The following is a 15408-nucleotide window of genomic DNA, read 5'->3' as shown; positions in this document are numbered from 1 at the left end:
GCATCATTTTTTGTTTATTAATTTCTTTACAAAAGAATAAAAACATTAATGAATCTTATTCATTAATAAGCCCATCAATAAAGGATTCCAGAAAAAGTCCCCTTTCACGTTTTGCTGTTTCAGCTAAATAAATCGCTTTAATAAGCGACAAGGAGTGATTTAAATCCTCGTTAATAACAACATAATCGTAAGAACGCCAATGCTGTATTTCCGTTCGTGCATTCTTCAATCGTAAATTAATGATCTCTTGACTGTCTTCTGCTCGACGATTCAAACGCGAAATAAGCTCTTTCATTGATGGTGGAAGAATAAAAACAGATACAGTATCCTCTGGCATCTTTTTTTGAAGCTGTTCGGTACCTTGATAATCAATATCGAACAACATATCTCGACCAGTTCTTAACACATTTTCAACGCTTTCACGTAACGTTCCGTAATAATTCCCATGAACTTCTGCCCATTCAATAAACTCATCACCATCACGCTTGCGCTCAAACTCTTTCTTTGAGATAAAATGATAATGAAGACCATCCACTTCACTAGGCCGTCTTTGCCGTGTTGTCATACTTACAGAAAGCTCTAATTGTCTATCTTTCAAAAGTAACCGAGAAAGAGTTGATTTGCCAGCTCCTGAAGGTGAAGAGAGAATCAGCAAAAAACCACGGCGCTGTTCTTTTCTTTTAGGGACTAATTCATCCTCAAAGAATGTCATCATATTGCTCTACTTTTTTACTTTTCTGCAAACTTTCAATAATATGTTTCTACAATCTCAAAAAGTTTAATGCGTTGCCTTTAATACACGCCATTTACGAACATTCACATTATGCTCCTCTAAAGTTCTAGAAAAAACATGCCCTCCCGAACCATCCGCTACAAAATAGAGCGCATCACTGGTTGGTGGATTTGCCACTGCTTTTAGAGAATCTCGACCCGGATTCGCAATAGCCGTTGGTGGCAAACCATTGATTTTATAAGTATTATATGGTGTTTCCTTTTCAAGATCTGAACGATAAATTGCACGACCAGATGGTATTCCTTTCCCACCAAAAAGACCATAAATTACTGTTGGATCAGACTGAAGGCGCATATGTTTTGCAAGACGATTATAAAAAACCGCAGCAACTTTTGGTCTCTCTGCTGCAATACCCGTTTCTTTCTCAACAATCGAGGCTAATATAACAAATTCTTCAATGGACTTAATTGGTAAATCAAGTGAACGCGTAGCCCATATAGTATGAACTAATTTTGTCTGTCCTTCGCGCAATCTGTTGATAATTTCTTCACGCGTTGTTCCACGAATAAAACGAACCGTATCCGTCATCAAGCTGCCCTCTGGAGGTAAAGTTTTTGGTAGATCCCCAATTAAAATTTCATTAGCAGCTAATCGATCAAAAACTTGTTGAACGGTCAAACCCTCTGGCACTGTAAAGGTATATTCAATAGATTTGCCTTTCACAAGAATATCCATAATATCCAGCATCGAAGCATGCGCTGGAATCAAATACTCACCAGCTTTAAGATGTGTCGTTTTTTGATGGTATCCAACCCCATAAACAAAAATATCAGCTGACCGAATGAGACCACGTTTTTCAAGCAGTGAAGCAATTTCACGAATGCCTGTTTTTGGATAGATGAGAACAACTTGCTCTCTCTCCGTAATTCCCTTTCCCTCAAAAATACTTTTCCCAATATAAAGAGGAATACTTATGGCTAAAATAACAACCAGAGTTATCATCAGAAAAAAATGACCGAGAATGACGAATGGATTACGTACGATAAATGATTTCTTCCGTTTTTTATGGACTAACATACCACTCTTATCTATTCTATAATTTGAAGAGGAGTCATTTACGTCCTTCAGCGGTCTCTCATTTTTCACATCGGACACAACTATCACCCTCAACAGCTTTTAGATCTTAAAACGATAATTTCTCACTCAATTTTTTACAATTTTATATAAAATAGAAAACTCAAAAATAAAAACTGTTTATTATTCCCCAAAGCGCCGCATCACTAAAGATGCATTTGTACCACCAAACCCAAAGGAATTGGAAAGAATCGTATTAATTTTTCGCTCACGCGGTTTATGCGGGACAAGATCGATTTTTGTTTCCATAGATGGATTGTCAAGATTAAGTGTTGCTGGAGCTATATTATCTCGTATAGCTAAAACACAAAAAATGGCTTCAGCAGCACCAGCAGCACCAAGCAAATGTCCCACGGATGACTTTGTTGATGACATGGAGACTTGTGATGCATAATGCCCCAAAACACGCTCAACAGCTGCCAGCTCTATAGTATCGGCCATTGTTGAGGTCCCGTGAGCATTAATATAATCAAGTTCGCTTACATCCACCTGTGCACGCTTAAGAGCAGCCATCATACTCCGCTGCGCACCTTCACCACTCTCTGCAGGCGCAGTAATGTGATAAGCATCACCAGATAAACCATAGCCAATAATCTCAGCATAAATACGGGCACCGCGTTTTTTTGCATGTTCAAGCTCTTCTAAAACGACAATCGCAGCCCCCTCACCCATCACAAAACCATCACGATCAGCATCATAAGGACGTGATGCTCGCTCAGGATCATCATTACGACAAGTAGAAAGAGCTCTACAAGCAGAAAAACCAGCAAGAGATATTCGATTTATCGGAGATTCAGTACCACCTGCTACCATGACATCTGCATCACCAAAAGCAATCAAACGTGCTGCATCACCAATTGCATGTGCACCTGTCGAACACGCTGTCACAACCGAATGATTTGGACCACGCAAACTATATTTAATAGAGACATAGCCAGAAGCAAGATTAATCAAACGTCCTGGAATAAAAAAAGGGGAAACACGTCGTGGACCTTTATCACGAAGCGTATAACCAGCCTCGACAATGCCTTCAATGCCGCCAATGCCCGAACCAATTAATACACCTGTACAAATCTGATCCTCATCACTCTTTGGAAACCACTCAGCATCTGAAAGTGCTTGGTCAGCAGCAGCAATTGCATAAACAATAAATGAATCAACCTTACGCTGTTCATTGGGAGGCATATGCAAATCAGCATTATACGTACCATCTGTTCCATCACCCAAAGGGATACGAGCAGCAATCTGGCACGGTAAATCAGATACATCAAATTCCGTAATGCGACGAACGCCACTTTTCCCTTCAAGGAGTCGTTTCCAACTATACTCGACATCACCAGCTAACGGAGATACCAATCCTAAACCAGTAACAACAACACGTCTCATGACTTAAAACCTTGAATTGAGACTCACTTCTCAAAGCTCACTTTTCGAAAGTGCCCCAAAGAATATCGGCAAAAGCGTAAAATGCTTTTGCCTTTCAGTAATTACGCAGAAGCTTTATCGATAAACTTTACCGCATCACCCACTGTAAAAATCGTTTCAGCAGCCTCATCGGGTATTTCTACACCAAATTCTTCTTCAAAAGCCATAACAAGCTCAACTGTATCAAGGCTATCTGCTCCTAAATCATCGATAAAGCTCGCATTTTCCACCACCTTATCTGCATTAACTCCAAGGTGCTCCACGATAATTTTCTTAACACGCTCTACTGTATCACTCATATTGAAATCCTCGAATTTATTTATTTCCTATAATTTGGTTAGCTATATCGGCTTATCTAATCAAGCAATAGATGCATTGCCTCTAAAGATTTTAGTAATGACTTAAAACTTCCTGTGGATATCCTTTAGAAAATGAACCAATCTGACATTCCGACATCAATTGATTAAATTACAATATTAAGAAAACAGATTTATTTTCCCATTTCATTCATACTATCTAAAATAATACACTTTATAAATCAATGTGGAATAAAGAAAATACTTAGATCATCGCCATCCCACCGTTGATGTGTAGTGTTTGACCCGTGACGTAGGCTGCTTCATCACTCGCTAAATAAGCAGCAGCGTAAGCTATTTCCTCTCCGCTCCCCATACGCTTCATTGGAATGGCAGCCATAATAGTTTCTTTTTGCTTCTCATTAAGTTTATCGGTCATTGCAGACTTAATAAACCCTGGAGCAATACAATTAACTGTGATGTTGCGTGAAGCAATTTCCTGCGCCAATGATTTAGAAAAGCCTATCAAACCAGCTTTCGCAGCACAATAGTTTGTTTGTCCAGGATTTCCAACGACACCAACAATAGATGTTATGTTAATAATCCTTCCGTAACGACGACGCATCATAGAATGTGTCAATTCACGTGTTAAAATAGAAGCAGCTGTTAAATTAACCGCTAAGACATCATCCCAGTCTTGATCTTGCATACGGATAAAAAGACCATCTCGGGTGATTCCTGCATTGTTAACAAGGATATCAACACCACCCATTTCTCTTTCCGCTGTTTCAGCTAATTGCTTAATAGATGGACGATCAGAAAGATTAGCGGGAAAAATAAAAACATCTTTTCCTAGATCTGAAGCCACTTCTCTAAGCTTGTCTTCACGCGTTCCATGGAGCCCAATGATTGCTCCTTGCGCATGAAAACAACGCGCTATAGCCTCACCAATTCCTCCCGATGCTCCGGTTACAAGAGCTTTCCGACCTGTTAATTTAAACATTTTCAGACTCCTTCATAGATTAAACGCTAAGTATTTGTAATGCTGCTTCTATTTCCTCAGCAGTTCCGATTGTTAATGCCTTTATATCTTTATTAATACGACGCGCTAAACCTGTTAACACTTTTCCAGAACCAACTTCAAAAAGCGTATCAACCCCATGAGCACTCATCCACTCTATTGTTTGGCGCCACCGTACTCTCCCTGTCACTTGTTGAACAAGAAGCGTGACAATACGCTCTGGATCACTCTCTGGTGCAACAGAAACATTAGCAATAAGAGGAACAAGAGGAGCAATTCTCTTAACAGTTAAAAGTGCTTTCTTCATGGTATCCGCAGCAGGTTGCATTAAGATTGAATGGAAGGGCGCAGAAACAGAAAGAAGCAGTGCACGTTTAGCACCTTTTTCTGACGCAATCTTTACCGCTGACTCAACCGCCTTTGTCGCACCTGAAATAACAATTTGTCCTCCTCCATTATCATTCGCAATCTGGCACACTCCTTCTTCAGAAATAGTCTCACAAATTTCTTCCACATCTTGCTCATCCAAACCAATAAGTGCTGCCATAGAGCCTTCACCAACAGCAACAGCAGCCTGCATAGCATTTCCACGAATACGCAAAAGCCTTGCTGTATCAGTAAGATTAAATGTACGAGCGGCACAAAGAGCCGAATATTCTCCCAAAGAATGACCTGCAACAAATTTTACCTTTGCTTCTATATCAAGTCCTAATTGTTCCATCACACGAAGAATAGCTATGGATACGCACATTAATGCTGGCTGCGCATTTGCTGTTAAGGTCAAAACATCGGCAGGCCCCTCAAAAATAATATCTGACAATTTTTCACCTAAAGCATCATCAACTTCTTCAAAAACCATCCGCGCTGCAACAAATTGCTCCGCAAGCGCTTTCCCCATACCAACAAGTTGGCTTCCCTGCCCTGGAAAAATGAAAGCTGCTACCATTATTTGACTCCTAAATTGCGCAATTAAATTATTTCCTTTTGATCTTATTCATCAACACAAATCAAGTTATACAGAGATAATTGTTTTTTATCTGTAGATATGTTGCGCAGTGTCATATTCCTCTTGAGTAAGCACGCCTCGCAAACAAAAATACCCAATATAGATACTGGTCAGTGTTTTTTTCTTTTATAGCATCAAATAAAAGCGTTTAGCACTCATTCCTATTACCAATTGATCAACAGATTCATGTGGTGATTTTGCACGTAAGGTGCGTCCATTTTCTTCTCTTACATTGCCCTAATGTTTTAGGGCATCCTCTCTTTTTTATTTTTTCACAACACTGCCCTTTATCTAAAAAGGAACCTCACCATTTATAACATCATAAGACATATCAAAAGATCACTGGTAACTTCTATCATAATACGATAATGATTACCCGTGATCATCATTATTTTGCTATCTTAGATAGCTTCAAATTGCTTTGTATTCAGGTAAAATAATTTCTGCTGCGTAGCACATCATGAATCATTTTGTGAAAACACAATAAAGTTAATAAGTTATATACTTTCCTTTTATTAAATTTTTTAAGAATCCACACTTTTATGCATATTCAATAGATCATTTCTATAAACAAAGCATAAAAAAACAAGTCATGATGCAAATATTATAACGCATGTGAAAACCCAACTGAAATGCAAAGCAGCTATCATGCATAACAGTTCATAAGTTTTACAATATGTTTTATCATAACAAATCACATTGTTAAAAATGCAATCGTTTTAAATTGTCTATAACAAAATCGCATAAGTTTAAAATCTGAAGATATTATCAAAACATCATCATATAAAGAACACTCGGTTACCCATTTCTAATAGTAATATTTTCCGTAGCAATCGCGTATATGCATCCTGCATCTGCTGCAACTGATTTGTGCCTTGTATTAGCAGGGAGATGTATAACATTTCCTGACGTACAAGTTATACGTTTTTCATTATAGAAAAAATCTAGCTCTCCTTCTATAATTAAGAGAGTTTCATCAACTTCGTGAATATGCCAATCATGTATTTTTTTTGGAAAATCTCTTTGTATCTCTATAGAGCCTTGCTCTGGTAGCATCATTTTCAATATATCACATATGTTTTTATTTAATTTAATTTTACAGAATTTAGTCATTATTGCGTTCCATTATATGATATGGAAAGGGTGAGGATTCAATATTATTATCTTGTAGGAAATACTGCATCCACTCTTTGTTCTTTGGATCACCAAATTTTCCTAAAAGAGGAGATTTTGTGACGATATCAAAAGGTTCAAGTCTTTTTCTTACAGTGGAAAAAGCATTTTCTACTTTTTGTTTTGTATCCAGAAAATCGGAAAAAAACCACCTAGGGACGTGCAACTTTTTCTACTTAGTCTGTTTATATGGGATGGTGTATTGCAAACTATGAACATAGGTTCACCATGAAAGCAAAACTCTCATAAAGGATTATCCATATTTTCGGGGATATGTTTAAGCCACTCTTGATCGTCTAATGCTCGCAAATCTCTCAGTATAAACCAAAATTTCTCTCTATAAACCTTGATACTTTGTATGGAAGTGGGCTCTTCAAATGCAACAAAAGATGTGTTCTTTCCAAAGCTTTTACAATTATCACAATAATTGACAAGGTCTTTCATAATATTTTTTGCGGTCAACTTTTTATAGAACCCAAATCTAAGCATATCTCTTTGATATCCCTTCACCCCGAATATGCAGAGAAAAGGACTGTCTTTATTATTCATTATTGCATCAAACTCTTTAAAAACCACCTGCTTCCATTTTTCATATTTGTCTATATTTTCAATTATTTGCGTTGCTGAATCTGTTTTTTATCCTCCAAAGGTTGTATTTTATAGGAAATTGCTACGAATTATCTTCTCTAAGTCTGTTAATTCATCATCACTCCGCCCCCCAATTGCTATAATAGCGGGGCAGGTGTTTAAATCGGTTGTCAGAGGCAGCGGTTCATTATCTTTAAAAAAAAGTGCAAAATGAACTACATTTTGCCAAGAATGAAGCTTTTGCTGCCATAGGCTAATATCTTTTATGATGCGACCATCGTCCTTGTTGATAAGAAAGAGTATACGCCCCTTTTTCTTAAAGCGGCTTGGTTCTTCAGAAAACACTCCCGTAATAAGGTTAACAGAGCTTTCAAGTAAATCATTGTCATAGCAATGTGCAAACAAAGCAGGTGCAATCCCTCCGTGGAGGCGCGCTCCCACTTCAATCATCACTGGACCGCGGGCAGTTTGCATAATTTCCATATGTGCGGGCCCATATTCAATCCCCACCGCACGAATACATTGTTTTGCATAAGAAATAAGAGCAGTATAAAGAGGATCTTGCGCATCAAGTACATCAAGCGATTCATAAACGAAGGCACTTCCATTATGCATACCCTTTTTATATCGTGATAAAGCACATATCTTTATAGCGTCCCCATTTACAACAGCGTCTACTATGTATTCCTCTCCCACCAACCTTTCTTGAAGCAAATAAGCTTCATTAGGTAGGCCAAAAATATTTTTCTGTATCCAATCGATTTCAGAAGCCCACGCCACCACTTCCTTACGACTGGAGAAAAACAAAACACCATCGCTACCAGAAGAATCATTCGGTTTCACTACATAACCGCTGAGACTTTCAAAACCATCGAGAGCATAATCGTTTTTTGTAAGAATTTTCGAGCGAATATAAGATAAACCTTTTTCACAAAGACGCCTTTGCATCATCGCCTTTTTCCTTCGCCAATCTGTCGTCAAGGAGTTGTTACCAAGACAACCATAATATGCTGCCAATTGCTCTGCACAATAAATACCTCCTTCAGCCCCTGCTATTACAGCCTCTATCGTGCCGATTGGAAAGCGTTTCTTTATCTCATCTACACTATGAAGTTTCGCTTCTGCCATGCCTTCACCCCGATAAGAAAGCGTAAAATGCGAAGAAGGAGGGACTGGTTGGGATAAAACGCCGTAACAGGCATAACCCAATTTTTGCAAAGCAGGACCATAGAGGGCGCTCGTAGAGAAAGGATCGACAATAAGAATGGATTTGCTCATGCTTTGACTCGCCGCGATAAGAAGAAAAGGACATAAATAAAGATTATTAACCCTGTAAAGGGGAGAAGATACATAGCTGCCTGCGGTCCCATAAAGGTGGAGCTTGTAAGAAAACCAAAGATAATATAACCTACCGATTGGGAGACAGTATAAAGCATGCCACTATAATTCCCCACAAGCTCTGCTTGAGTTTCTGTCCTAGTCGCTTCGATTATATGTTTGCGGGCGTTAATTCGTATGGTGTTCATTGAAAAACCAATAAAAAAGCAAAAGACCACAGCCAAATAGGGTGATTGGGTGATGCTAAAAATGAGATCAGAAGTACTCAACATAAGGGCTGGGAGAATAAATTCAAAGCGAGGGATTTTGATAAAAGCAGCTAAAAAAGCACCCACGCCAGCAACTGCACTGCAAAGCCCATAATATTCAGAGCTAAAATTTTTTACACTCTGAAAAAGAATAGTCGCCAATGTATTATAGGCGCAAATATGAAAGCCAATAAAGCCTATGCAAGCACATAACAATTTAAGTTCAAGGGAAAGACTCTCTGCCTGTGATGTAAATGTTGACTTCTTCTCAGCTGCAGATGTCACGTCGCCCGTAGCATTATATTCATCACGAAAGATAACATATCTAGCCACAAGGCTTATGATGATGTCAAACACACAAATTGCCGCAATCAAACCATTATAGCCAATTCCAGCCGCTGCGCCTTGTGAGCTAGTTATTTCTAAGAGATAACCACTAAGGGCTGCTCCCGAAAAGGCACCAATCTGCACCACTGTTTGCATGATGCGAGAAGCCTTTTGGGCGCTAATATAACCACTAAGCGCTAGTTTAGTATTATAAGTTTCAAGCGTACTCAAGGTGACCAAAGAGAGATAACCAATAGAGATAGATACAGTCATAAAACCAAGGAAAGAGTCAATGTAATGGAAAAGAGCAATCAATAAAAGAAGGCTATAAATGATGATCCGTCTTTTGTATAAATCTACCAACTGCAGCGAGGATTTAATATGCACACGGCCACTTTTTTTTTAAAGACAGGGTGTAATGCTTCCTAATGCCATGGTCACACCCAAGAAAACCGATGAGGATGTTATACGATAAGCATTCCAAAGATTACTTAAAAAGAGCACCATATCAGAAAGATACAGCAAAACAACAAGTCCATAAAACCGAAAAACAAGTTCTTTGCGCATATCCCCCTCTAGTTTTAAAAAACATCATTATAATCAATATATATGTTGCAGAGCATGTCAAATATTTTTGATAGGGGCATGATATAAACTTCAACGCTGACATTTATCGTACTGATAAATCATTTTCAGAAAACTGAGTAACGAGGGGAACTGGTGTTTTTGCTTCTCCTATTACAAGGTAGCCCTTACCGATAATTCTTTTGCAAAGCTCATAATTTTGCGTACTATTTCATCTTCTAATCAACCCGCAGAATGGATTAGGCTTACCAACACAAAGTCCTCTTTTTATTTTTCATATCATGCATTCTTCAAGCTCAATTGGTTGATTCACCACAAAATTCCTCATTTTTTCTGAAAAACGATGAAACACAACAATTTTACCTGAATGAGAAATGTTCCCCGCCTTTTGCCAACGATAAAGTTTTGGCAACCTTTTTCGTGAGGCTTGTAACGTAACTGAAATTAAAAAATCAGCGCACGGCTTAAGAAAATTAGCAGCAACACGTGTAGCAAACTCAGGCGCAACAATCTCACAACTCAAAGAATTTCTATATATAGAGAGAGATGATAATATGCCATCTCTCTATATATAGAAAAGCACAAATCGTAAAAAATTACTCTTGAAATTATAAAATAAGGTAGAGGCAACAAAATGTAGTAGAATCAATAATCATAAATTCCCTCTATCTTTGCTTAATATATTTATTTTGTTATAAATTTTATTCCAATCTTGGTAATAAAACTTTTGCATACAGTCCCCCCAAATGAGAACGCGATAACACAAGACTTCCACCATATTCATTGACCATATCTGAAACAATGGCTAGCCCTAAACCCGTTCCCAGCTTAGTTTCATCAAACCGACGTCCCCTTTTTAAAGCTTCATCAATTTTATCTTCTGTTAAACCAGAACCATCATCTTCTACGAGAATACTAAAATATTCTGTTTCTTCAATATTCTCTTCTAAACGACAGGAGATTAAAACTTTTGTAAAAGACCACTGAGCAGCATTCTCAATCAAGTTTCCTACAATTTCTTCTAAATCTTCCCTTTCACCCGAAAAAATAATATCATCGCTATCCATAACAAATTGGAATTGTTTTTCAGGGTTAAGCTTTTTCATAACCCGTACCAAGCGGTTAATCACTCCGCGAACAGATGTGTGATAAATAATACTATCGCATTGTGCCGCGATCCGTGCACGCTGAAGATAATGATTTATCTGATTCTGCATTATTTTTGTTTGCTCTCTTAATAAAAGAGCCTGTTCTCCATACATCTTATCAATCTCATTCACAATCACTGATAGAGGTGTCTTCAATGAATGTGCAAGATTACCAACCTGTGTACGAAACCGTTCAATAATACGCTGATTATTATTGATGAGAGCATTCATCTCTTGTGCTAGCGGCATAACTTCGCTTACTAAATCTGTATTTATATAATGAACCTTACCTTCACGAATATCATTCAACGCACGTCGAATAAGCTTTAACGGTTGAAAACTAAAGAAAATAATAGCAATGTTGATAAAAACACTTCCTATCCCAAAACTCCAGAGAAAAATTTGTAACGTTCGCTTAAATTCCTGCACTTGTGCATGTGCCTCATCGATATTCCCCACAAGGCGAAAACGTGCAACATGATTTTGATTATCAAGAACAACATCACTCTCAATGACCTGTAAATTTTGACCATTTTTTCCCTTTATTCGATAAGAGCGAAAAAATTTGTTGTTAAAAGGCACATCAACATCGCTCGAAGAAAATATTTTCTCTGTTCCTAATGATGGGGATGTCAGTCTTCCCTTTAGATTATGTGAGATAGCAACAACTTCCCAATACCATCCTGTTGTTGGATCTGAATAACGAATATCATCAATTCCCGCACTTCCTCTCAAATTTCCTTCTGGTGAAACTGTAACTGTCGCAATAAGACTGTAAAGATGAGCAGAAAGAATGCGCTCCAGACTTTGTTCACTTGAGCGCCTATAAAACAAAATACTCACTGCAGAAATCGATGAAAGCGAAATAATAACCCATAATGTTGATAATATCATAACGCGTAAACTCAGAGATCTACTAACGAAAAAAAACAGCCTCCTAAACCAGTTATGCTTTTTTACAACATTCATTAATCACCTAGCGTTCTCACGCGATAACCCATCCCTCGAATAGTCTCAATCAAATCGACTCCAAGCTTTTTACGTAACCGACCGACAAAAACTTCTACCGTATTTGAATCCTTATCAAAATCCTGATCATAAAGGTGTTCGGTAAGTTCGGTTCTTGAAACAATCCTATCACAATGATGCATAAGATATGAAAGAAGTCTAAATTCATAGGATGTTAATTTTATCAACTGACCATCAACAAAAACACGAGAAGTTTTAGTATCTAACAAAACACTACCACAGCACAATGTGTTTGCCGCATGGCCAGTAGCTCGACGAATTAACGCCCGCAACCGCGCCATCACTTCCTCCAAGTGAAATGGCTTAACAACATAATCATCAGCACCTGCATCAATGCCACACACCTTATCAGACCAACGATCTCGCGCCGTTAGCATTAAAACAGGCATGGAATATCCTTCTTGACGCCACTTTTCAATAACACGAATTCCATCCATATATGGCAAACCGATATCGAGAATTACAGCATCATAAGACTCAGTGCTTCCTAAATAATAAGCCTCTTCACCATCGAAAGCACTATCCGAAACATATCCTGCACTTCTCACGGCTTCCGCTAATTGATGATTGAGATTCCGGTCATCTTCGACAATTAAAATACGCATTACAAAACCTGCTAAGTTTTAATCAATGGGGACAGAGATCTCAATACGGCGTAACTTTTCACCTTCACGAGCAGGCACAATAACCACAATCACACACGTATTTCTTCCATCCTTAACAACAGGTGTTGAGCGTACCAAAACCCCATTCTCTTGGTTAGCAATTTTCTTACCCACTTCAACACAACTAGAAGCCTGAACAGAATTTGCACCTAAAAAGATAGCTATTATTACAAATAAAAAAATTTTTCCTCTCATAGATGTCTTATAATCTATTCTCTCTGAATATAAAATGAATGATCTTTTTTATTTATAAAAATTATGCATGAAGGAGAAGCCTCCTTCTCTGTAATGAAATAATAAAGAGATTACATCGCCAAAGTTAATAATTTTAAAATAAACTCTTCTGTAAAAATTACACAATAATTGAAATAAAAAAGAGGTAAAAATGAACAAACTGAATATATTACCTACGATAAATCACCTCTCGTAATCTTATAATAAACTCTTTCTCTATTAGTACTATAGCAAAAAAATACTTTTACTCCATATAATCATTACAGATTTATTTGGTTGTGTCATTTTGTTATAGGCTCTCTTTACATGTTTGATTTTTTTAAAAAAAAGAAAGCAAAACATAATAAACTATTCCACAGTCCTCGACTCATTGAATTAGATGCATTGTTCGACACAGCGCTTTATCGCATCCGTTCTACTAACAATTTCTTTTGGAACAAAGCAAAAATCATCTCACAATATTTTCACGTCCGAGGATGGAAACGCTTTATAGTAGAAATCCTTGATGAGACACTGACATTAGGATTGATTGGTTTTACTCTTTTTACTCTTGTAGGTATTTCAGTTTTTGAATTAACAAAAAAAGATTGGTATTCTCTTAAAAAATTTTCCATTCTTTTTTTAGACCGGTATGAAAATCCCATCGGGTATCGTGGGGCATTACCAGCTATATCTGTCCCTGTTGAAGAAATGCCCGATTATGTTATTAAAGCTGTTCTCGCAACCGAAGACAGACGTTTTTTTAATCACTGGGGTATTGATTTACAAGGTCTTACACGAGCAATCACAGAAAATATGCAAGCTAAGAATGTAGTTCAAGGTGGTTCAACCCTTACACAACAACTAGCTAAAAATTTATTTTTAACAAATGAAAGAACTATAACACGCAAAATCAAAGAAGCTTATCTTGCCCTTTGGTTAGAAGCAAATTTTAGCAAAAAACAGATTTTGCAACTTTATCTTGACCGTGCCTATATGGGCGGAAATAGTTTTGGTATTGCAGCAGCGGCAAAATTTTATTTTGGCAAAGAGATAAGCAATCTTTCCCTTAGTGAATCGGCTATGTTAGCAGGACTCTTCAAAGCTCCAAGCAAATATGCTCCTCATAGCCACCTCTTTGCTGCCCAAACACGTGCTAATGTAGTCCTTGCTAATCTTGTTAATAGCGGTTTTATGACTGAAAGCCAAATTATCAACGCTCATCGTCATCCGGCAAAAGCACTTACAAAAATAAAAAATACTGAACCTGATTATTTTCTTGATTGGGCATTCGACGAAGTCAAAAAAATGAGTAGCCAACTTCCAAGCCGTAATCTGATCATTCAAACGACTCTCGATCCGAACATTCAAAGAGCAGCAGAAGAAGCAATCACATATCATTTACAACAATATGGTCAACAATACCGCGTAACACAAGCTGCAACAGTTATCCTTGACAATAACGGAGCTGTCTGTGCAATTGTTGGAGGATTGGATTACAGTAAAAGCCAATTTAACAGAGCAACACAAGGTGGACGGCAACCTGGTTCTTCATTCAAACCTTATGTTTACGCAGCTGCAATGGAACATGGTCTGTCACCCTCAACAATCGTCTTAGATGCTCCTATCAATTGGGGAGGATGGTCACCCAAAAATAACTCTGGGCATTATCTTGGCAAAATTGATTTAGCAACAGCTTTAGCTTTTTCCATCAATACCGTGCCTGTCTATCTTACCTATCAATACCTTAACCGCGATACCCAACCGATCATAGATCTGATCAAAAATATGGGAATCAACGCACATATCTTATCACACAAAACTATGGTTCTAGGAACATCCAATATGACACCTATGGATCAGGCAACTGGTTTTAATGTCTTTGCAAATGGAGGTCTAGCTGGAAATCTCCATGGTTTCACACAAATCAGAACAACAGATGGACAGATCGTGTGGGATTTTGAACATAACGGTCATAAACTCCATCGAGTCCTCAGTGAACAATCAGCAGCTTATATGAACCAAATGATGGTTGGTGTTACAACGCGAGGATCTGGTAAACGCGCTGCCCTCCCCATGACTCTTGTTGCTGGAAAAACTGGAACATCACAATCCTATCGCGATGCATGGTTTGTTGGTTTTACTGGTAATTATACGGGAGCTGTATGGATGGGCAATGATAATTTTTCACCAATGAATCGTGCTTTTGGTGGTGGTGTTCCTGCTATGATATGGCATAGCATCATGCTTTCTGCACATCAAAATATCATGCTCAAACAACTCTATGGTGTCAAAGATTCTCTGCTCCCTTATCAACCATCACCGCCCTCTTCACACAATGATTCTGAGTTTTCACCAAAAATACCCTATACGCTTTCCCCTGAAACATTAAATATTATACGTCTGATTAACAAAGATCTAAAAAAATCATCTGCAATCTCTTTGAAGCTGGAAACAGTTGGAGCTTTAACGCATTGAA

Annotated in this window: 15 protein-coding genes and 2 pseudogenes; 2 read left to right on the top strand and 15 right to left on the bottom strand. The window is 37.9% G+C overall.

Translation table 11 applies throughout. The annotated features are described in order from the left end of the window. Positions 1 to 55: 55 nt before the first annotated feature. From gmk to AC0QT1_RS05630, 12 genes and pseudogenes are all read right to left on the bottom strand, one after another. Positions 56 to 712 (bottom strand): guanylate kinase, encoded by a 657-nt coding sequence (gene gmk, locus AC0QT1_RS05685; protein ID WP_473200666.1) that lies wholly within the window; start codon positions 710 to 712, stop codon positions 56 to 58. Positions 713 to 778: 66 nt separating this feature from the next. Continuing rightward, positions 779 to 1888 carry an endolytic transglycosylase MltG gene (gene mltG, locus AC0QT1_RS05680; RefSeq protein WP_473200608.1) on the bottom strand — a complete coding sequence of 370 codons (1110 nt, stop codon included), beginning with the start codon at positions 1886 to 1888 and terminating at the stop codon, positions 779 to 781. Between the two features lie 102 nt (positions 1889 to 1990). Next, positions 1991 to 3253, bottom strand: coding sequence for a beta-ketoacyl-ACP synthase II (fabF, locus tag AC0QT1_RS05675; protein ID WP_473200607.1), 1263 nt, complete (start codon positions 3251 to 3253; stop codon positions 1991 to 1993). Between the two features lie 101 nt (positions 3254 to 3354). Continuing rightward, positions 3355 to 3591 (bottom strand): acyl carrier protein, encoded by a 237-nt coding sequence (locus AC0QT1_RS05670; RefSeq protein WP_004860281.1) that lies wholly within the window; start codon positions 3589 to 3591, stop codon positions 3355 to 3357. Between the two features lie 262 nt (positions 3592 to 3853). Next, complete coding sequence (fabG, locus tag AC0QT1_RS05665; RefSeq protein WP_473200606.1) at positions 3854 to 4591, bottom strand: 3-oxoacyl-[acyl-carrier-protein] reductase; 738 nt, start codon at positions 4589 to 4591, stop codon at positions 3854 to 3856. Between the two features lie 19 nt (positions 4592 to 4610). Then, a complete protein-coding gene (gene fabD, locus AC0QT1_RS05660) occupies positions 4611 to 5555 on the bottom strand; it encodes an ACP S-malonyltransferase (RefSeq protein WP_473201821.1) in 945 nt (314 codons plus the stop codon). Between the two features lie 858 nt (positions 5556 to 6413). Next, positions 6414 to 6728 (bottom strand): cupin domain-containing protein, encoded by a 315-nt coding sequence (locus AC0QT1_RS05655; RefSeq protein WP_473201820.1) that lies wholly within the window; start codon positions 6726 to 6728, stop codon positions 6414 to 6416. After that, entirely contained in the window at positions 6721 to 6954 is a 234-nt protein-coding gene (locus AC0QT1_RS05650) for a YqcI/YcgG family protein (protein WP_473201819.1), read from the bottom strand. Before AC0QT1_RS05650 ends, AC0QT1_RS05655 begins: the two co-directional genes overlap by 8 nt. Beyond that, positions 6900 to 7337: pseudogene (locus tag AC0QT1_RS05645) on the bottom strand (YqcI/YcgG family protein). Before AC0QT1_RS05645 ends, AC0QT1_RS05650 begins: the two are co-directional and overlap by 55 nt. Before the next feature lie 108 nt (positions 7338 to 7445). Beyond that, positions 7446 to 8654, bottom strand: a complete 1209-nt coding sequence (locus AC0QT1_RS05640) for an ATP-grasp domain-containing protein (protein WP_473201818.1) — start codon at positions 8652 to 8654, stop codon at positions 7446 to 7448. After that, on the bottom strand, positions 8651 to 9676 hold the full coding sequence (locus tag AC0QT1_RS05635; RefSeq protein WP_473201817.1) for an MFS transporter: 1026 nt from the start codon (positions 9674 to 9676) through the stop codon (positions 8651 to 8653). The genes AC0QT1_RS05640 and AC0QT1_RS05635 overlap by 4 nt, the downstream gene beginning before the upstream one ends. Positions 9677 to 9691: 15 nt before the next feature. After that, positions 9692 to 9856 carry a hypothetical protein gene (locus tag AC0QT1_RS05630; RefSeq protein ID WP_473201816.1) on the bottom strand — a complete coding sequence of 55 codons (165 nt, stop codon included), beginning with the start codon at positions 9854 to 9856 and terminating at the stop codon, positions 9692 to 9694. A 419-nt stretch (positions 9857 to 10275) separates the two neighbouring features. On the opposite strand from AC0QT1_RS05630, the pseudogene AC0QT1_RS05625 reads away from it, so the two are divergent. After that, positions 10276 to 10449, top strand: a pseudogene (locus AC0QT1_RS05625) (tyrosine-type recombinase/integrase); the annotation flags it as partial. Positions 10450 to 10575: 126 nt separating this feature from the next. Here AC0QT1_RS05625 and AC0QT1_RS05620 read toward each other — a convergent pair. From AC0QT1_RS05620 to AC0QT1_RS05610, 3 genes are read right to left on the bottom strand one after another with little or no spacing between them, the layout of a single operon-like run. Continuing rightward, a complete protein-coding gene (locus AC0QT1_RS05620; RefSeq protein WP_473201815.1) occupies positions 10576 to 11991 on the bottom strand; it encodes an ATP-binding protein in 1416 nt (471 codons plus the stop codon). Next, positions 11991 to 12656, bottom strand: a complete 666-nt coding sequence (locus tag AC0QT1_RS05615; protein WP_473201814.1) for a response regulator transcription factor — start codon at positions 12654 to 12656, stop codon at positions 11991 to 11993. The genes AC0QT1_RS05620 and AC0QT1_RS05615 overlap by 1 nt, the downstream gene beginning before the upstream one ends. 18 nt (positions 12657 to 12674) lie before the next feature. Further along, positions 12675 to 12911 carry a hypothetical protein gene (locus tag AC0QT1_RS05610; RefSeq protein WP_473200598.1) on the bottom strand — a complete coding sequence of 79 codons (237 nt, stop codon included), beginning with the start codon at positions 12909 to 12911 and terminating at the stop codon, positions 12675 to 12677. A 345-nt stretch (positions 12912 to 13256) separates the two neighbouring features. Here AC0QT1_RS05610 and AC0QT1_RS05605 point away from each other — a divergent pair, with 345 nt between their 5' ends. Then, positions 13257 to 15407: a transglycosylase domain-containing protein gene (locus tag AC0QT1_RS05605; RefSeq protein ID WP_473200597.1), complete on the top strand. Its 2151-nt coding sequence runs from the start codon at positions 13257 to 13259 to the stop codon at positions 15405 to 15407. Position 15408: the final 1 nt, after the last annotated feature.

The sequence above is a fragment of the Bartonella sp. P12B genome (assembly GCF_055796185.1).
Note: the sequence above shows the minus strand (reverse complement) of the source record. Positions and strands in the feature narration are given on the sequence as shown.